Annotated in this window: 14 protein-coding genes; 8 read left to right on the top strand and 6 right to left on the bottom strand. The window is 72.5% G+C overall.

The window, feature by feature from the left end:
• Positions 1-8: 8 nt before the first annotated feature.
• The gene (locus ABZ915_RS27625) at positions 9-998 is read left to right on the top strand and encodes a malate dehydrogenase (protein WP_361808645.1); all 990 of its coding nucleotides are present in this window, start codon (positions 9-11) and stop codon (positions 996-998) included.
• 117 nt (positions 999-1,115) lie between these two features.
• A complete protein-coding gene (locus ABZ915_RS27620; RefSeq protein ID WP_361808642.1) occupies positions 1,116-2,180 on the top strand; it encodes a hypothetical protein in 1,065 nt (354 codons plus the stop codon).
• A gap of 3 nt (positions 2,181-2,183) precedes the next feature.
• Here the strand turns inward: ABZ915_RS27620 and ABZ915_RS27615 are convergent, their stop codons facing one another.
• Positions 2,184-2,873: a siderophore-interacting protein gene (locus tag ABZ915_RS27615; protein ID WP_361808639.1), complete on the bottom strand. Its 690-nt coding sequence runs from the start codon at positions 2,871-2,873 to the stop codon at positions 2,184-2,186.
• A 47-nt stretch (positions 2,874-2,920) separates the two neighbouring features.
• Positions 2,921-4,324: an MFS transporter gene (locus ABZ915_RS27610; RefSeq protein ID WP_361808636.1), complete on the bottom strand. Its 1,404-nt coding sequence runs from the start codon at positions 4,322-4,324 to the stop codon at positions 2,921-2,923.
• 101 nt (positions 4,325-4,425) lie between these two features.
• Between ABZ915_RS27610 and ABZ915_RS27605 the strand changes: the two genes are divergently transcribed.
• The 6 genes from ABZ915_RS27605 (at position 4,426) to ABZ915_RS27580 (ending at position 12,752) form a co-directional block, all read left to right on the top strand.
• Positions 4,426-5,364 (top strand): LysR family transcriptional regulator, encoded by a 939-nt coding sequence (locus ABZ915_RS27605; protein ID WP_361808633.1) that lies wholly within the window; start codon positions 4,426-4,428, stop codon positions 5,362-5,364.
• Positions 5,365-5,539: 175 nt separating this feature from the next.
• Positions 5,540-7,060 (top strand): aldehyde dehydrogenase family protein, encoded by a 1,521-nt coding sequence (locus ABZ915_RS27600; protein ID WP_361808630.1) that lies wholly within the window; start codon positions 5,540-5,542, stop codon positions 7,058-7,060.
• 65 nt (positions 7,061-7,125) lie between these two features.
• Positions 7,126-8,658 (top strand): GMC oxidoreductase, encoded by a 1,533-nt coding sequence (locus ABZ915_RS27595; protein ID WP_361808627.1) that lies wholly within the window; start codon positions 7,126-7,128, stop codon positions 8,656-8,658.
• Complete coding sequence (locus tag ABZ915_RS27590) at positions 8,655-9,836, top strand: glycine betaine/L-proline ABC transporter ATP-binding protein (RefSeq protein WP_361808625.1); 1,182 nt, start codon at positions 8,655-8,657, stop codon at positions 9,834-9,836. Before ABZ915_RS27595 ends, ABZ915_RS27590 begins: the two co-directional genes overlap by 4 nt.
• A complete protein-coding gene (locus ABZ915_RS27585; protein ID WP_361808622.1) occupies positions 9,836-11,788 on the top strand; it encodes an ABC transporter permease subunit in 1,953 nt (650 codons plus the stop codon). The genes ABZ915_RS27590 and ABZ915_RS27585 overlap by 1 nt, the downstream gene beginning before the upstream one ends.
• A gap of 1 nt (position 11,789) precedes the next feature.
• Positions 11,790-12,752 carry an ABC transporter substrate-binding protein gene (locus tag ABZ915_RS27580; protein ID WP_361808619.1) on the top strand — a complete coding sequence of 321 codons (963 nt, stop codon included), beginning with the start codon at positions 11,790-11,792 and terminating at the stop codon, positions 12,750-12,752.
• Between the two features lie 44 nt (positions 12,753-12,796).
• Here ABZ915_RS27580 and ABZ915_RS27575 read toward each other — a convergent pair whose 3' ends face one another.
• From ABZ915_RS27575 to ABZ915_RS27560, 4 genes are read right to left on the bottom strand one after another with little or no spacing between them, the layout of a single operon-like run.
• Entirely contained in the window at positions 12,797-13,030 is a 234-nt protein-coding gene (locus tag ABZ915_RS27575) for a type II toxin-antitoxin system PemK/MazF family toxin (RefSeq protein WP_361808616.1), read from the bottom strand.
• A 17-nt stretch (positions 13,031-13,047) separates the two neighbouring features.
• A complete protein-coding gene (locus ABZ915_RS27570) occupies positions 13,048-13,248 on the bottom strand; it encodes a hypothetical protein (RefSeq protein WP_361808613.1) in 201 nt (66 codons plus the stop codon).
• A 38-nt stretch (positions 13,249-13,286) separates the two neighbouring features.
• Positions 13,287-13,730 carry a carboxymuconolactone decarboxylase family protein gene (locus ABZ915_RS27565; protein WP_361808610.1) on the bottom strand — a complete coding sequence of 148 codons (444 nt, stop codon included), beginning with the start codon at positions 13,728-13,730 and terminating at the stop codon, positions 13,287-13,289.
• The gene (locus tag ABZ915_RS27560) at positions 13,727-14,224 is read right to left on the bottom strand and encodes a carboxymuconolactone decarboxylase family protein (RefSeq protein WP_361808607.1); all 498 of its coding nucleotides are present in this window, start codon (positions 14,222-14,224) and stop codon (positions 13,727-13,729) included. The genes ABZ915_RS27565 and ABZ915_RS27560 overlap by 4 nt, the downstream gene beginning before the upstream one ends.
• Between the last annotated feature and the right edge of the window lies 1 nt (position 14,225).

Here is a 14,225-nt window from a genome sequence, read left to right as displayed (position 1 = left end):
AGAACGCCATGACCCGCACTCCCGTGAACGTCACCGTCACCGGCGCGGCCGGCCAGATCGGTTACGCCCTGCTCTTCCGCATCGCCTCCGGCCAGCTGCTCGGCGCGGACGTGCCGGTCAAGCTTCGTCTGCTGGAGATCACCCCGGCGCTCAAGGCCGCCGAGGGCACGGCCATGGAGCTGGACGACTGCGCGTTCCCGCTCCTCCAGGGCATCGACATCACGGACGACCCGAACGTGGCCTTCGACGGTGCCAACGTGGCGCTGCTCGTCGGCGCCCGGCCCCGCACCAAGGGCATGGAGCGCGGCGACCTGCTCTCCGCCAACGGTGGCATCTTCAAGCCGCAGGGCAAGGCCATCAACGACCACGCCGCGGACGACATCAAGGTCCTCGTCGTCGGCAACCCGGCCAACACCAACGCGCTGATCGCCCAGGCCGCCGCCCCGGACGTACCGGCGGAGCGCTTCACCGCGATGACCCGCCTCGACCACAACCGCGCGCTGACCCAGCTCGCGAAGAAGACGGGCACCACGGTCGCCGACATCAAGCGCCTGACGATCTGGGGCAACCACTCGGCCACCCAGTACCCGGACATCTTCCACGCCACGGTCGCCGGCAAGAACGCCGCCGAGACCGTGAACGACGAGAAGTGGCTGGCCGAGGACTTCATCCCGACCGTCGCCAAGCGCGGTGCCGCGATCATCGAGGCCCGCGGTGCCTCGTCGGCCGCCTCCGCCGCCAACGCCGCCATCGACCACGTGCACACCTGGGTCAACGGCACCGCCGAGGGCGACTGGACCTCCATGGGCATCCCCTCGGACGGCTCCTACGGCGTCCCGGAGGGCCTGATCTCCTCCTTCCCGGTCACCACCAAGGACGGCAAGTACGAGATCGTCCAGGGCCTGGACATCAACGAGTTCTCCCGCGCCCGCATCGAGGCCTCCGTCAAGGAGCTCGAGGAGGAGCGCGAGGCGGTCCGCGGCCTCGGCCTCATCTGAGCCGCACGCGTTTTCCCGTACGGGCCCCTTTCCGGTTTCTTCCGGAAGGGGGCCCGCGCCCGTTTTCACCGCTACCTTCAGGAGCAGTACGCAACACGCTGATTCGGGGGGTTCGCGATGAGCGGACGCAGCAGTCAGGACGGGCCCGAGCACGAGCCGGGCGAGGAGAGCGGCCAGGCGCCCTGGGCCGCCGGCGAGCCGGACCCGGCGCCGCCGTGGGCGTCGGCGCAGACCCAGACCGCCCAGTCGCCCCCGCCGTGGGCGGACCGGGCCGCGGCCGACCGCCGCGCGGGCGACCCACCGCCCCCGGCGACCGACCGGCAGTACCAGTACGGTGACGTGCCCCCGCCGCCGCACCCGTGGGCATCGTCCGGCCCGTCGTACGCCGGCGGCTCCCCGTACGCCGACGGCCCCCCGGCCCACGTCCCGCCCCCGGCCCAGCCACCCGTGCCGCCGGCCTGGACGTCATCGCCGGCCACGCCCGCGTACACCCCGCCCTCCGCGCCCCGGCGCACCACCGGCCGCCTGGCCGTCCTGGTCGCCGTGATGGTCCTGGTCGCGGCGGGTTCCTTCCTGGGGGTCCGGTACCTCGGCCGCGATCACGGCGGCGGCGGAACCGGCGCGCAGTCCGGCCCCGGGCCCGACACCGGCGTCTCCGAGCCGGCCCCCGGCACCTCGCCGCCCGCGTCGACCGCCTCGGGCTCGACGCTCCAGTCCCCGTCGGCCCCCAAGGGCTACCGCCTCGCCCACGACCCCGTCGGCTACACCCTCGATGTCCCCGAGGGCTGGAAACGCAGGCAGAAGCAGGGCGAGAAGGCCAAGGTGGTGTTCTACGACTCCCCGTCCGACGGCCGTCAGCTCCAGATCTTCGAGCTGTCCGAGTCCGGCCCCGCCGAGTCCCTGGACCTCGCCGAGAACGACTCCGTCTACGGCTACTCGCACCAGCCCGGCTACGAGGCCCACGACCGCACGTCCGGGGACACCTGGTCCGAGCTGACGTACCGCTACGACGACAAGGACAAGGGCGCCCGCCAGGTCATCGACCACCGCTTCCAGGCCGCCGACGGCACGCTGTTCGCGATCCGCTCCAGCGGCCCGGAGAGCCTGTCCGCCGGCCTGGTCCGCGCACCGCTGACCACGGCGGTGTCGTCCTTCTGCCCCGCCGGCGCCTCCTGCGGGTAGCCGTCACTCCAGTCCGCGCCTGCCCGGCGCCCAGAACGGCTTGGTGAGGACCGCCCGCCGGTCCCAGCCCGCCTCCCGCACGAGCACCTGCCGTACCGCCTGCACGGTCCGCGCCTCCCCGGCGACGTACGCGACGCCGCCGGGTCCCGGAGCGAGCCGCCGTACCGCCTCCGGCAGCGAAGTACCGCCCCTCTTCTGCCAGTCGAGGCGGTCGGCGTGGGCCAGCGGCAGCCGGTCCGCCGCCGTGGACGTCTCGACGCAGCCGGAGACCCGCGCGTCCTGGGGGAGCGCGGCCAGCATCGCGCCGAAGGCGACGCAGGCCGTCTCCTCCCCGACGAAGACGTGGTGCGCGGCGTCCCGGCGTAGCACGAAGGAGCCCTCCGGTCTGCCCAGCCGCACCTGGTCGCCCAGCTCGGCGGTCCGCCCCCACCGTGCGCCGGGCCCCGCCCCCGGATGGTCCAGCACGCACAACTCGACGGCACCGGCGGGCTCGTAGCGCCACACCGAGTACGTACGACGGGTCAGCCCGCCGCCGACCAGCACCCGCACCTGCTGCCCGGGGCGCACCTCGAGACCGGCGAGCGCGTCGCCCTCGATGCGCAGCCGGCGCATACGGGCGGCGATCGGTTCGGTGGCCGTGACGGTCCCGCGCAGCATCAGCAGGTCTAGGACGGGGTCCAGCAGGGCGGGCATGAAGGCTCCAGGAGGGGAAGGGGGGCGACCGGACTGCGAAGAGGGGCTCAGGAGCGCGCAGAACGCGATAGTACGCGTTCCGGCCCGGACGCGATAGTGCGTGAGCCGTTCCGTCCGCCGTACCCGGCCACCACGACCGCCGTCGCCGCCAGCACCACCAGGGCGACCGTGCGCAGGGCCGGGCCCATGCCGTCGGCCAGGTCGGCGTGGGAGGAGAGGACCGTGCCGGTGACCGCGACGCCCAGGGCCGCGCCGATCTCCCGGGCCGAGGTGCCGAGCCCGGAGCCGAGGCCCGCCTGGTGGGGCGGGAGCGAGGAGACGACGCCGAGGGTCAGGGCGGGCATGGACAGCCCGGCGCCGGCCGAGATGACCAGCAGCCAGCAGGCCCACGTCCAGTACGGCGTGCCCGCGTCGGCGGTGGACGCGCCGAGCAGTCCGAGGCCGATGAGGGCGAGACCGCCGCCCACGACCGGGCGGGGGCGGCTCGCCCAGCGGGCGGCGAACTTGGGGACGAGCGCCATGCCGAGGACCAGCGGCATGATCGCGACGCCGGTGAGGGCGGCGCCAAAGCCGTGGACCTCTTGCAGGTACTGGGAGTTGACGTAGAAGAGGGAGAACAGGCCGAAGAAGCCGGTGGCCGTGCCGAGCGCGGCCGAGCGCAGGCGGGGCGAGGCGAAGACGCGGGGGTCGAAGAGCGGTGCGGGCGAGCGCAGGGCGTGGGTGGTGAAGGCGGCGACGAGCAGTGCGCCCGCCGCGAAGGCACCCAGGATGCGCGCGGAGGTCCAGCCGTGGGCCGGGCCCTCGATGATGCCGAAGAGGACCGCGACCAGGCCCGCCGTGAGCAGGACGGTGCCGAGGGGGTCGAGGTTGCTGCGGGCGGCGCGGTCCGTGCGCGGGGTGGTGACGGCCACCGCGAGGGCGAGGAGCGCGGCCAGCGGGACCATCGCGGCGAACAGGGCCCGCCAGGACAGGAACTGGCCGACCAGGCCGCCGCCGAGGTTTCCGGCGGCGCCGCCCAGGCCCAGCGCCAGGGTCCAGGAGGCCAGCGTGCGGGCGCGGTGCTCCGGGGCGGCCAGGTGCACCAGGATCGACAGGGTGGCCGGGGTGATCAGCGCCGCCCCGGCGCCGGACAGGCCGCGGCCGGCGATCAGTACGGCCGGGTCGGTGGCGAGCGCGCTGGTGCCGGCGCCCGCCGCGAACAGGGCCAGCCCGGTGAGCAGGGCGCCCTTGCGGCCGTACCGGTCGCCCAGGGCGCCCGCCGGGATGAGGAGTCCGGCGAAGGCGATGACGTAGGCGTCGACCGTCCACAGGATCTCGCTGTGCGAAGGATGCAGCGAGGAGGAACTCAGCTGCGGGATGAGGAGGTTGATGGCGGCGACCATGCTCTGCGCGACCAGCACGCAGGCGCACAGTGCCAGCAGGGTCGGGCGTTTCAGGGCGTGCGAGGGCACGGCTCCTCCCGGGAGCTCGGTGGGTGGTGTGGGTTGCCCCGTCACCGTAGGCTCGGCGGTGACCTGCTTTCCAGTGCAACTTTCGCAAGGGACAATTGCGCATGACGCAATCCGTGGACTCGCCGGCGGGGATCGATCTGAATCTGCTGCTCGCGCTGGACGTCCTCCTCGAAGAACAGAGCGTCCAGGGCGCGGCCCGTCGCCTGCACCTCTCCGAACCGGCGATGAGCCGCACCCTGGGCCGCATCCGCAAGGCGCTCGGGGACCCCGTGCTGGTCCGCGCCGGCCGCCGGATGGTGCCGACCCCGCACGCCCTGGCCGTACGCGCCGAGGTGAGCGCGGTGGTGGAGCGGGCCCGCGCCCTGTTCGCGCCGGGCCGCGACACCGATCTGCGCACGGTCTCCCGCACCTTCACGGTCCTCGGCCCCGACGCGATCGCCGCCGCGCTCGGCGTGACCCTGTTCGCCCGCGCCGCCGAGGAGGCCCCCGGCATCCGCATCCGCTTCCTCGCCGAGAGTCACCTGGACGCGCCGTTCCTGCGCCAGGGCACGGCCGACCTGGAGGTCGGGGTGATCGACACCGCCACACCCGAGGTGCACGTGGAAACCCTGTGCGAGGACCGGATGGTCGGCGTCGTACGGGCCGGGCACCCGCTCCTCACCGGCGAGTTGACCGCCGAGCGGTACGCCACGGAGGCCGATCACCTCAGTGTCTCGCGGCGCGGCAGGCTGCACGGCCCGATCGACGCCGCGCTGGCCGAACTCGGCCTGGAGCGCCGGGTGGTGGGCACCGTAGGCACCTTCCCGGCCTCGCTCTTCGTCCTCCGCGACACCGACCTGGTCGGGCTGGTCAGCTCCTGGAGCCTGCCCCTGGCCGCCGCCCTCGGCCTGGTCACCTTCGAGGTTCCGCTCCCCCTCCCCGCGCTGCGACTGGGCCTGGCCTGGCACCCCCGCCACGACGCCGACCCGGCCCACGCCTGGCTGCGCGCCCGCGTACGCGATCTGATGACCGGCTGGCCGGACGCCCGTCCGGCGGACTGAAGGGACGCCTCGCGCCCGAATTCGCCCCTGTTTGTCCGTATTCGCAGTGACGCGAAGCACTTTCGGCCATCGATTGCGCATGCAATCCGGAGGTCCGGGCAGGCGGACACGGTCCCCGAGAGTGACACGTGTGTGACACACGGGAGCTGAACAGGAACGGAAGGCAACAGCGAGCATGGCGACGACAACGGAACGACAGGCGCGGGCGACGATCCACGCCGGGGGCGAGTGGCTGGAAGCGGTCTCCGGCGCGACCCGCGAGATCCTCGACCCCGCGGACGCCCAGCCCTTCGCCGTGGTCGCGGAGGGTGACGAGAAGGACGCGGAAGTCGCGGTGGCCGCCGCCCGCCGCGCCTTCGACGAGGGGCCGTGGCCACGCACACCGGTCGCCGAGCGCGCGGCCCTGCTGCGCCGGGTGGCCGACCTCCTCGCGCGCGACCGCGAGGAACTCGGCCTGCTGGAGAGCCGGGACGCGGGCAAGACCGTCGAGGAGGGCCGCGTCGACATCGACTGTGTCGCCGACGCCTTCCGGTACTTCGCCGACCTCGTCGCCGGCGAGGCCCCCGGGCGGGTCGTCGACGCGGGCTCGCCCGATGTCCACAGCGTCGTCGTGCACGAGCCGGTCGGCGTCTGCGCGCTGATCACCCCCTGGAACTACCCGCTCCTCCAGGCCAGTTGGAAGATCGCCCCGGCACTCGCGGCCGGCAACACCTTCGTCGTCAAGCCCAGCGAGATCACCCCGCTGACCACCGTCGCCCTGATCGAGCTGCTCGCGGAGGCCGGGCTCCCGGCCGGCGTGGCCAACATCGTCACCGGCCCCGGCCACACCGTCGGCGCCCGCCTCGCCGAGCACCCCGACGTCGACCTGGTCTCCTTCACCGGCGGCCTGATCAGCGGCACCAAGGTCGCCCAGGCCGCCGCCCCGACCGTCAAGAAGGTCGCCCTCGAACTCGGCGGCAAGAACCCCAACGTCGTCTTCGCCGACGCCTGCGCCACCGACGAGGGCTTCGACACCGCCGTCGACCAGGCCCTCAACGCCGCCTTCATCCACAGCGGCCAGGTCTGCTCGGCCGGCGCCCGCCTCATCGTCGAGGAGTCCGTCCGGGACCGCTTCGTCGCCGAACTCGCCCGCCGCGCGGAGAAGATCCGCCTCGGCCGGGGCACCGAGGACGGCGTGGAGTGCGGCCCGCTCGTCTCCGCGCAGCAGCGCGACAAGGTGGAGGCGTACGTCGAATCCGCCCTGTCCGAGGGCGCGGTGCTGCGCTCCGGCGGCAAGCGGCCCCGGCCCGCCGACACCCGCCCCGAGTCCGGCTGGTTCTACGAGCCGACCGTCCTCGACCGCTGCCACCGCGAGATGAAGGTCGTCCGGGAGGAGGTCTTCGGCCCGGTCCTCACCGTCGAGACCTTCCGCACCGAGGACGAGGCCGTGTTCCTCGCCAACGACACCGAGTACGGCCTCGCCGGCGCCGTCTGGACCGCCGACGCCGGCCGCGCCCGCCGCGTCGCCGGACGGCTGCGGCACGGCACCGTCTGGATCAACGACTTCCACCCCTACCTGCCGCAGGCGGAGTGGGGCGGCTTCGGCAAGAGCGGCGTGGGACGCGAACTCGGCCCCGCCGGACTCGCCGAGTACCGCGAGACCAAGCACGTCTACCAGAACCTGGCGCCGAAGCCGGTGCGCTGGTTCGCCGGCTGACCTCGCCCCGGCCGACTTCCCCCGACTCTCCCCGAGCGTTCCCCCACCCTGGAGTGAGCACCCCCATGTCCGACAGTCCCCACGTCTACGACTACGTCGTGATCGGCGGCGGCACGGCAGGCTCCGTCATCGCCTCCCGCCTGACCGAGAACCCGGACGTCACCGTCGCCGTCATCGAGGGCGGCCCCAGCGACGTCGGCCGCGACGACGTCCTCACCCTGCGCCGCTGGATGGGCCTCCTCGGCGGCGACCTCGACTACGACTACCCCACCACCGAACAGCCGCGCGGCAACTCCCACATCCGGCACAGCCGCGCCCGCGTCCTCGGCGGCTGCTCCTCCCACAACACCCTCATCGCCTTCAAGCCCCTGCCCTCCGACTGGGACGAGTGGGAGGCCGCCGGCGCCAAGGGCTGGGGCCCCGTCCTCATGGAGGCCTACTACGCCCGCCTCCTCAACAACATCGTCCCGGTCGACGAGAAGGACCGGAACGCCATCGCCCGCGACTTCGTCGACGCCGCCCAGTCAGCACTCGGGGTACCCCGGGTCGAAGGCTTCAACCGCAAGCCCTTCACCGAGGGCACCGGATTCTTCGACCTCGCCTACCACCCCGAGGACAACAAGCGCTCGAGCGCCTCCGTGGCCTATCTGCACCCGGTGATGGACGAGCGCACCAACCTCACCGTCCTGCTGGAGACCTGGGCGTACAAGCTGGAGCTGGACGGCACCCGCGCCCGCGGCGTGCACGTCCGCACCAAGGACGGCGAGGAACTCCTCGTACGCGCCCGCACCGAGGTCCTGCTGTGCGCGGGCGCGGTCGACTCGCCCCGCCTGCTGCTGCACTCCGGCATCGGTCCGAAGGCCGACCTGGAGCGGCTCGGCATACCGGTCGCCCACGACCTGCCGGGCGTCGGCGAGAACCTCCTGGACCACCCCGAATCGGTGATCGTCTGGGAGACGAACGGCCCGATCCCCGAGAACTCCGCGATGGACTCCGACGCCGGCCTGTTCGTGCGCCGCGACCCCGAACACGCGGGCCCGGACCTGATGTTCCACTTCTACCAGGTCCCCTTCACGGACAACCCCGAGCGCCTGGGCTACCGGCGACCGGAGTTCGGCGTCTCGATGACCCCGAACATCCCCAAGCCGAAGAGCCGCGGCCGCCTCTACCTGACCAGCGCCGACCCGTCGGTCAAGCCCGCCCTGGACTTCCGCTACTTCACCGACGAGGACGACTACGACGCCCGCACCCTCGTCGACGGCATCCGCATCGCCCGCGAGATCGCGAAGACCGAACCGCTCGCGGGCTGGCTGAAGCGCGAGGTGTGCCCGGGGCCGGAGATCCTCGGCGACGCCGAACTCAGCGAGTACGCCCGCAAGGTCGCGCACACCGTCTACCACCCGGCGGGCACCTGCCGCATGGGTGCCGTCGACGACGAACTCGCCGTCGTCGACCCCGAACTGAAGATCCGCGGCCTCGACGGCATCCGCATCGCCGACGCGTCCGTGTTCCCGACCATGACCGCCGTCAACCCGATGATCGGGGTGCTGATGGTCGGTGAGAAAGCCGTCGACCTGATCGGAGGTGGTGTGCGATGACCGCCACACCCACCACACCCGCCACCCGCAAGCCGCCCACCGACGACGCCCCCGTCTTCGCGGTGGACGGCCTGTGGAAGGTGTTCGGCCCCAAGGCCGACAGCGTCCCCGACGACCCCGAGCTGACCGGCCTCACGCCCGCCGAACTGCGTTCCCGCACCGGCTGCACGGCCGCCGTCCGCGACGTCTCCTTCGACGTCCGCAAGGGCGAGGTCTTCGTCGTCATGGGGCTGTCCGGCTCCGGCAAGTCCACCCTGGTGCGCTGTCTGACCCGGCTGATCGAACCGACCTCGGGCACCATCGCCATCGACGGCGAGGACGTCCGCTCCATGGACCGCACCCGGCTGCGCCAACTGCGCCGGCACCGCGCCGCCATGGTCTTCCAGCACTTCGGCCTGCTCCCGCACCGCACGGTCCTCGACAACGTGGCCTACGGACTGGAGATCCAGGGCGTCGGCCGCGCCGAGCGCCGGGCCCGGGCGAAGGCGGTCGTCGACAAGGTCGGCCTGAAGGGCATGGAGAAGCGCCGGCCCGCCCAGCTCTCCGGCGGCCAGCGGCAGCGCGTCGGCCTCGCCCGCGCGCTCGCCGTCGACCCCGAGGTGCTGCTCTTCGACGAACCGTTCAGCGCCCTCGACCCGCTGATCCGGCGCGACATGCAGGACGAGGTGGTCCGCCTGCACCGCGAGGAGGGCCGCACGATGGTCTTCATCACCCACGACCTCGCCGAGGCCCTCAAGCTCGGTGACCGCATCGCCCTCATGCGCGACGGCGGCGTGGTGCAGCTCGGCACCCCCGAGGAGATCGTCGGCTCCCCGGCCGACGACTACGTGCGGGAGTTCGTCCGGGACGTCCCGCGCGAACAGGTCATGACCGTCCGCTCGGCCATGCGCCCCGGCGACTGCGGCGGCCCGGACCACCCGGGCGCGCTCCGGCCGGACATGGTCGTCGCCGACGCGATCAAGGCCGTGGCGGCCGACGGCAGGACGACGTGCGTGGTGGACGAGGGGCGGTGCCTCGGGGTGGTCGACGCGGACGCACTGCTCGGGTTCGTGGCCGGCAACCCCCCGGCCGCCAGCAGCCGTGCCGCCCAGGTGGCCGCACGCGCCCGGCAGAAGGCGGGCCTCCCGAAGCGCCCGCGGCAGACGCCGCCCGCCGCCACCGACGCGGAGACCGTCTGATGGCAACCGTCACCGCGAGCGCGCCCCGCCTCACCCTCCCCGGTCCCCTCAAACACCGCGCGGCCCAGAAACTCCTCCTGCTCGCCCTCGCCGCCGCGGTCCTCGTGCCCCTCGCCGCCGTCCGCTGGCCGAGCGCCGCATGGCCCCACACGCTGACCGTCGACCTGGCCAAGCCGCTCTCCAGTGCCAGCGACTGGATCATCAACAACCGGGACAGCCACCCGCTGTTCCTGTACTTCTTCGGCTACATCAGCAACGCGGTCGTGCTCTCCGTACGCGCCGTGTACCTCGCCCTGCTCGCCGCGGGCTGGGCCGGCGTCACCGCGTTCGGCGCGCTCGTCGCCTGGCGGGCCGCCGGGCTCCGGCTCGCGCTGGGCACGGCCGCCGCGTTCCTCGCCTGCGGGGTGCTCGGCATGTGGGTGCCGACCATGCAGACCCTCGCGCTGATGGTGATCGCCGTACTGGTCTCCGTGGGCGTCGGCTTCCTGCTCGGCCTGGGCGCCGGGCTCTCCGACCGCCTGGACCGCGCCCTGCGCCCGGTCCTGGACACCATGCAGGTGCTCCCCGCCTTCGCCTACCTGCTCCCGGTCGTCCTGGTCTTCGGCATCGGCGTCCCGGCGGCGGTCCTCGCCACCGTCGTCTACGCCGCCCCGCCCATGGCCCGCCTCACCGCGCTCGGCCTGCGCGGCGCCGACCCCGAGGTGCTGGAGGCGGTGGACTCGCTCGGCGCGACGGCCCGGCAGCGCCTGCTGACCGCGCGCATCCCGCTCGCCCGCAAGGAACTCCTCCTCGGCCTCAACCAGACGATCATGATGGCGCTGTCCATGGCGGTCATCGCCTCGGTCATCGGCGCCGGCGGCCTCGGTGACCGCGTCTACCAGGCGCTGGCCTCCGTCGACGTGGGCGCGGCCCTGGCAGCGGGCATCCCGATCGTGCTGCTCGCCGTGGTCCTGGACCGGGTCACCTGCGCGGCCGGGGACGGCACGGCGGGGGGCGGCACCTCCCGCTCCCGGTCCATGGGGTGGCTGTACGCGGCCGTCGGCACCGTCGGTGTCGCCGTGGCCGCCCGCCTCCTGGGCCGTGTCGACTGGCCCGACGCCTGGACCCTGAACATCGCCGAACCCGTCAACCGGGCCGTCGACTGGATGACCGCGCACCTGTACACCGGCGTTCCGGTCGTCGGCGGCACCGCGGACTGGGCCGGGCACTTCACCATCTGGGTCCTCGACCCGCTGCGCTCCGGTCTCCAGTGGCTGCCCTGGTGGTCGGTGCTGCTGATCGTGGCCGCGCTGGCCTGGGTGATCGGCACCTGGCGCACCGCGCTGACCGCCGTGCTCGCGATGGCCGCGATCGGTGTGCTCGGCGTGTGGGAGCCCTCCCTGGACACCCTCTCGCAGGTCCTCGCGGCCGTCGCCGTCACCCTCGTCCTGGGCTTCGCCACCGGTATCGCCGCCGCCCGCAGCGACCGCTTCGAACGGGCGCTGCGCCCGGTCCTGGACGTCTTCCAGACGATGCCGCAGTTCGTGTACCTGATCCCGGTCGTCGCCCTGTTCGGCGTCGGCCGCGCCCCCGCCGTCGCCGCGGCCGTGGTCTACGCCCTCCCGGCCGTCGTCCGGATCACCGCGCAGGGCCTGCGCCAGGTCGACCCGGCCGCGCTGGAGTCGGCCCGCTCGCTCGGCGCCACCGGCCGCCAGCAGCTGTGGCAGGTGCAGCTTCCGCTCGCCCGCCGGTCGCTGCTGCTGGCCCTCAACCAGGGCGTGGTCCTGGTCCTGGCCGTGGTCATCATCGGCGGCCTGGTCGGCGGCGGTGCCCTCGGCTACAACGTGGCCTTCGGCCTCGCCCAGGGCGACCTCGCGACCGGTCTGGTGGCCGGCGCGGCGATCGTCTGCCTCGGCCTGGTCCTGGACCGGGTGACCCAGCCCGTCGAACGCCGCGCGACGAAGGGAGCGTGACATGAGCCTCAACCGCAAGGCGGCCCTGATCGCCTCGGGCGCGGCGGCCCTGTCGCTGGTCACCGGGTGCGGTGCCGCCGACATGACCAAGCAGGCCTCGCCGTTCGCCAACGCGCAGGGGTCGAAGACGGTCACCCTGTCCGTGCAGTCCTGGGTCGGCGCCCAGTCCAACGTGGCCGTCGCCCAGTACCTGCTGGAGCACAAGCTCGGCTACCGCGTGGACACCGTCCAGGTCGACGAGGTCCCCGCCTGGGACGCGCTCAGCCAGGGCCGGGTCGACGCCATCCTGGAGGACTGGGGCCACCCCGACCAGGAGAAGCGGTACGTCGACGACAAGAAGACGATCGCGCGCGGCGGCGGCCTCGGGGTGACCGGGCACATCGGCTGGTTCATCCCCACCTACCTCGCCAAGCAGCACCCGGACATCACCAACTGGAAGAACCTCAACAAGTACTCCTCCCTCTTCCGCACCCCGGAGAGCGGCGGCAAGGGCCAGCTCATGGACGGCTCACCGTCGTACGTCACCAACGACAAGGCGCTGGTGGACAACCTCAAGCTGGACTACCAGGTCGTCTTCGCCGGCTCCGAGGCCGCCCAGATCACCCAGATGCGGCAGTTCGCCAAGGAGAAGAAGCCCTTCCTGACGTACTGGTACTCACCCCAGTGGCTGTTCAAGAAGGTCCCGATGACCGAGGTGAAGCTCCCGCCGTACAAGGAGGGCTGCGACGCGGACGCGGCGAAGGTCGCCTGCGCCTACCCGCACACCCCGCTCCAGAAGTACCTCAACGCCGACTTCGCCAAGTCCGGCGGCAAGGCGGCCGCCTTCCTGAAGAAGTTCAACTGGACCACCGAGGACCAGAACCAGGTCTCCCTCCTGATCGCCGACCAGAAGCTGACCCCGGACCAGGCGGCGGAGAAGTGGGTGAACAGCCACCCGTCCACGTGGAAGGCGTGGCTGTCCTGACGGCCGGTGCGGCCGCCGGGCGCTCCTCGTGAGCGCCCGGCGGATCAGAGTCCGAGGTAGCGACTGAGCGCGTGCTCCACTTCGGCCATTTCGTCGCGGTCGAGATAGTGGACGGGGTCGCCGTGGATGTAGCTGACGTCGACCGTGCGGATCTGATCGATGAGCAGCCGCGTCCGCGTGCCGGCGATCTCCAGCTCCGGACGGAACACCGTGGGCTGCGCCCCCGTGGACGTCGGGATGATGGTCGCGACGTTCCACGGCATCGAGGACGGGCTCATGACCAGGCCGTACGGCCTCACCAAACACCTGCTTCTCCAGAGAGGTCCTCGTCCGCGAGCCGCTTTGCTGCTGTACGGGCTTCGGCCGGCCACACCTCGCGTTCCAGCAGTCGCAGCGCGCGCCGGATCACATCACTCGGGCTGTCGCCGCTTTGCATGGCGGCCCGGATGATCCGCTCGTCCTCTTCGGTGGGCCTGAATTCGATCGTGCTCGCCATGCGTCCAGGCTAGAGCGTCGTCGAGTATCCGACCTTCCTCAGGGCCGGTGACCCCCCGGCGCGACGCGGCGGCTGACCATCAGGCGGTTCCAGCTGTTGATGGCGGTGATCAAGGCGATGAGGTGGGCGAGTCCGGGCTCGTCGAACTGCTTGGCGGCCCGCTCGTACACGTCGTCCGGGACGAAGCCGTCCGTCAGTACGGTCACCGCCTCGGTCAGGGCCAGCGCCGCCCGCTCCCGCTCGCTGTAGAGGGACTCGGTCTCCTCCCAGGCGTTCAGCAGTTGGATGCGGTCCTCCGACTCCCCGTTGCCCCGGGCCACTTGGAGGTGCATGTCGAGGCAGAACGCGCAGTGGTTGAGCTGGGAGGCGCGGATCATGACCAGTTCGGCGAGGACCGGGTCGCCGAGCCCCTTCTTCGCGGCCGCGCTGAGCGCCGACATGGCCGTGCCGGCCTCGCGGTCCAGCAACCGTGTACGGCTCACTGGTGCTGCCCCGGCTGGTAGTGGCCCGGGGTCATCCGGGTGCTCACGCCGAACCGGTTCCACGCGTTGATCACCGTGATCGCGGCGATCAGCTGCGCCAGCTCGGCCTCCTCGAACCGCTTGGCGGCCCGCTCGTACACCTCGTCCGGCACGAACCCGTCCGTCAGTACGGTGATCGCCTCGGTCAGCTCGATCGCCGCGAGCTCCTTCTCCGTGTAGAAGTGCCGCGACTCCTCCCATGCGCTGAGCTGCACGATCCGCTCGACGCTCTCGCCGGCCGCGAGGGCGTCCTTGGTGTGCATGTCGATGCAGAAGGCGCAGTGGTTGATCTGCGAGGCGCGGATCTTCACCAGCTCGTACAGCTTGGGGTCCAGGCCCTTCTTGGCGGCCGTGTCCAGCCGGACCATCGCCTTGTAGACCTCGGGGGCGTGCTGGGCCCAGCGGAGGCGGGGCGGGTGTTCAGGGGCGTACTCGTTGGCTTGCCGTGTGCTCATG

The organism is Streptomyces sp. NPDC046915 (genome assembly GCF_040644935.1).
Classification (GTDB): Bacteria; Actinomycetota; Actinomycetes; order Streptomycetales; family Streptomycetaceae; genus Streptomyces.
The sequence above is the reverse complement of the archived record's forward strand: the minus strand, read 5'-3'. Positions and strand labels throughout refer to the sequence as shown.

Excerpts from the sequence above, each read along its gene's own strand:
- ABZ915_RS27625 (WP_361808645.1), top strand. The coding sequence starts at position 9 with ATGACCCGCACTCCCGTGAACGTCACCGTCACCGGCGCGGCCGGCCAG.
- ABZ915_RS27620 (WP_361808642.1), top strand. The coding sequence starts at position 1,116 with ATGAGCGGACGCAGCAGTCAGGACGGGCCCGAGCACGAGCCGGGCGAG.
- ABZ915_RS27615 (WP_361808639.1), bottom strand. The coding sequence starts at position 2,873 with ATGCCCGCCCTGCTGGACCCCGTCCTAGACCTGCTGATGCTGCGCGGG.
- ABZ915_RS27605 (WP_361808633.1), top strand. The coding sequence starts at position 4,426 with ATGACGCAATCCGTGGACTCGCCGGCGGGGATCGATCTGAATCTGCTG.
- ABZ915_RS27600 (WP_361808630.1), top strand. The coding sequence starts at position 5,540 with ATGGCGACGACAACGGAACGACAGGCGCGGGCGACGATCCACGCCGGG.
- ABZ915_RS27595 (WP_361808627.1), top strand. The coding sequence starts at position 7,126 with ATGTCCGACAGTCCCCACGTCTACGACTACGTCGTGATCGGCGGCGGC.
- ABZ915_RS27590 (WP_361808625.1), top strand. The coding sequence starts at position 8,655 with ATGACCGCCACACCCACCACACCCGCCACCCGCAAGCCGCCCACCGAC.
- ABZ915_RS27585 (WP_361808622.1), top strand. The coding sequence starts at position 9,836 with ATGGCAACCGTCACCGCGAGCGCGCCCCGCCTCACCCTCCCCGGTCCC.
- ABZ915_RS27580 (WP_361808619.1), top strand. The coding sequence starts at position 11,790 with ATGAGCCTCAACCGCAAGGCGGCCCTGATCGCCTCGGGCGCGGCGGCC.
- ABZ915_RS27575 (WP_361808616.1), bottom strand. The coding sequence starts at position 13,030 with ATGAGCCCGTCCTCGATGCCGTGGAACGTCGCGACCATCATCCCGACG.
- ABZ915_RS27570 (WP_361808613.1), bottom strand. The coding sequence starts at position 13,248 with ATGGCGAGCACGATCGAATTCAGGCCCACCGAAGAGGACGAGCGGATC.
- ABZ915_RS27560 (WP_361808607.1), bottom strand. The coding sequence starts at position 14,224 with ATGAGCACACGGCAAGCCAACGAGTACGCCCCTGAACACCCGCCCCGC.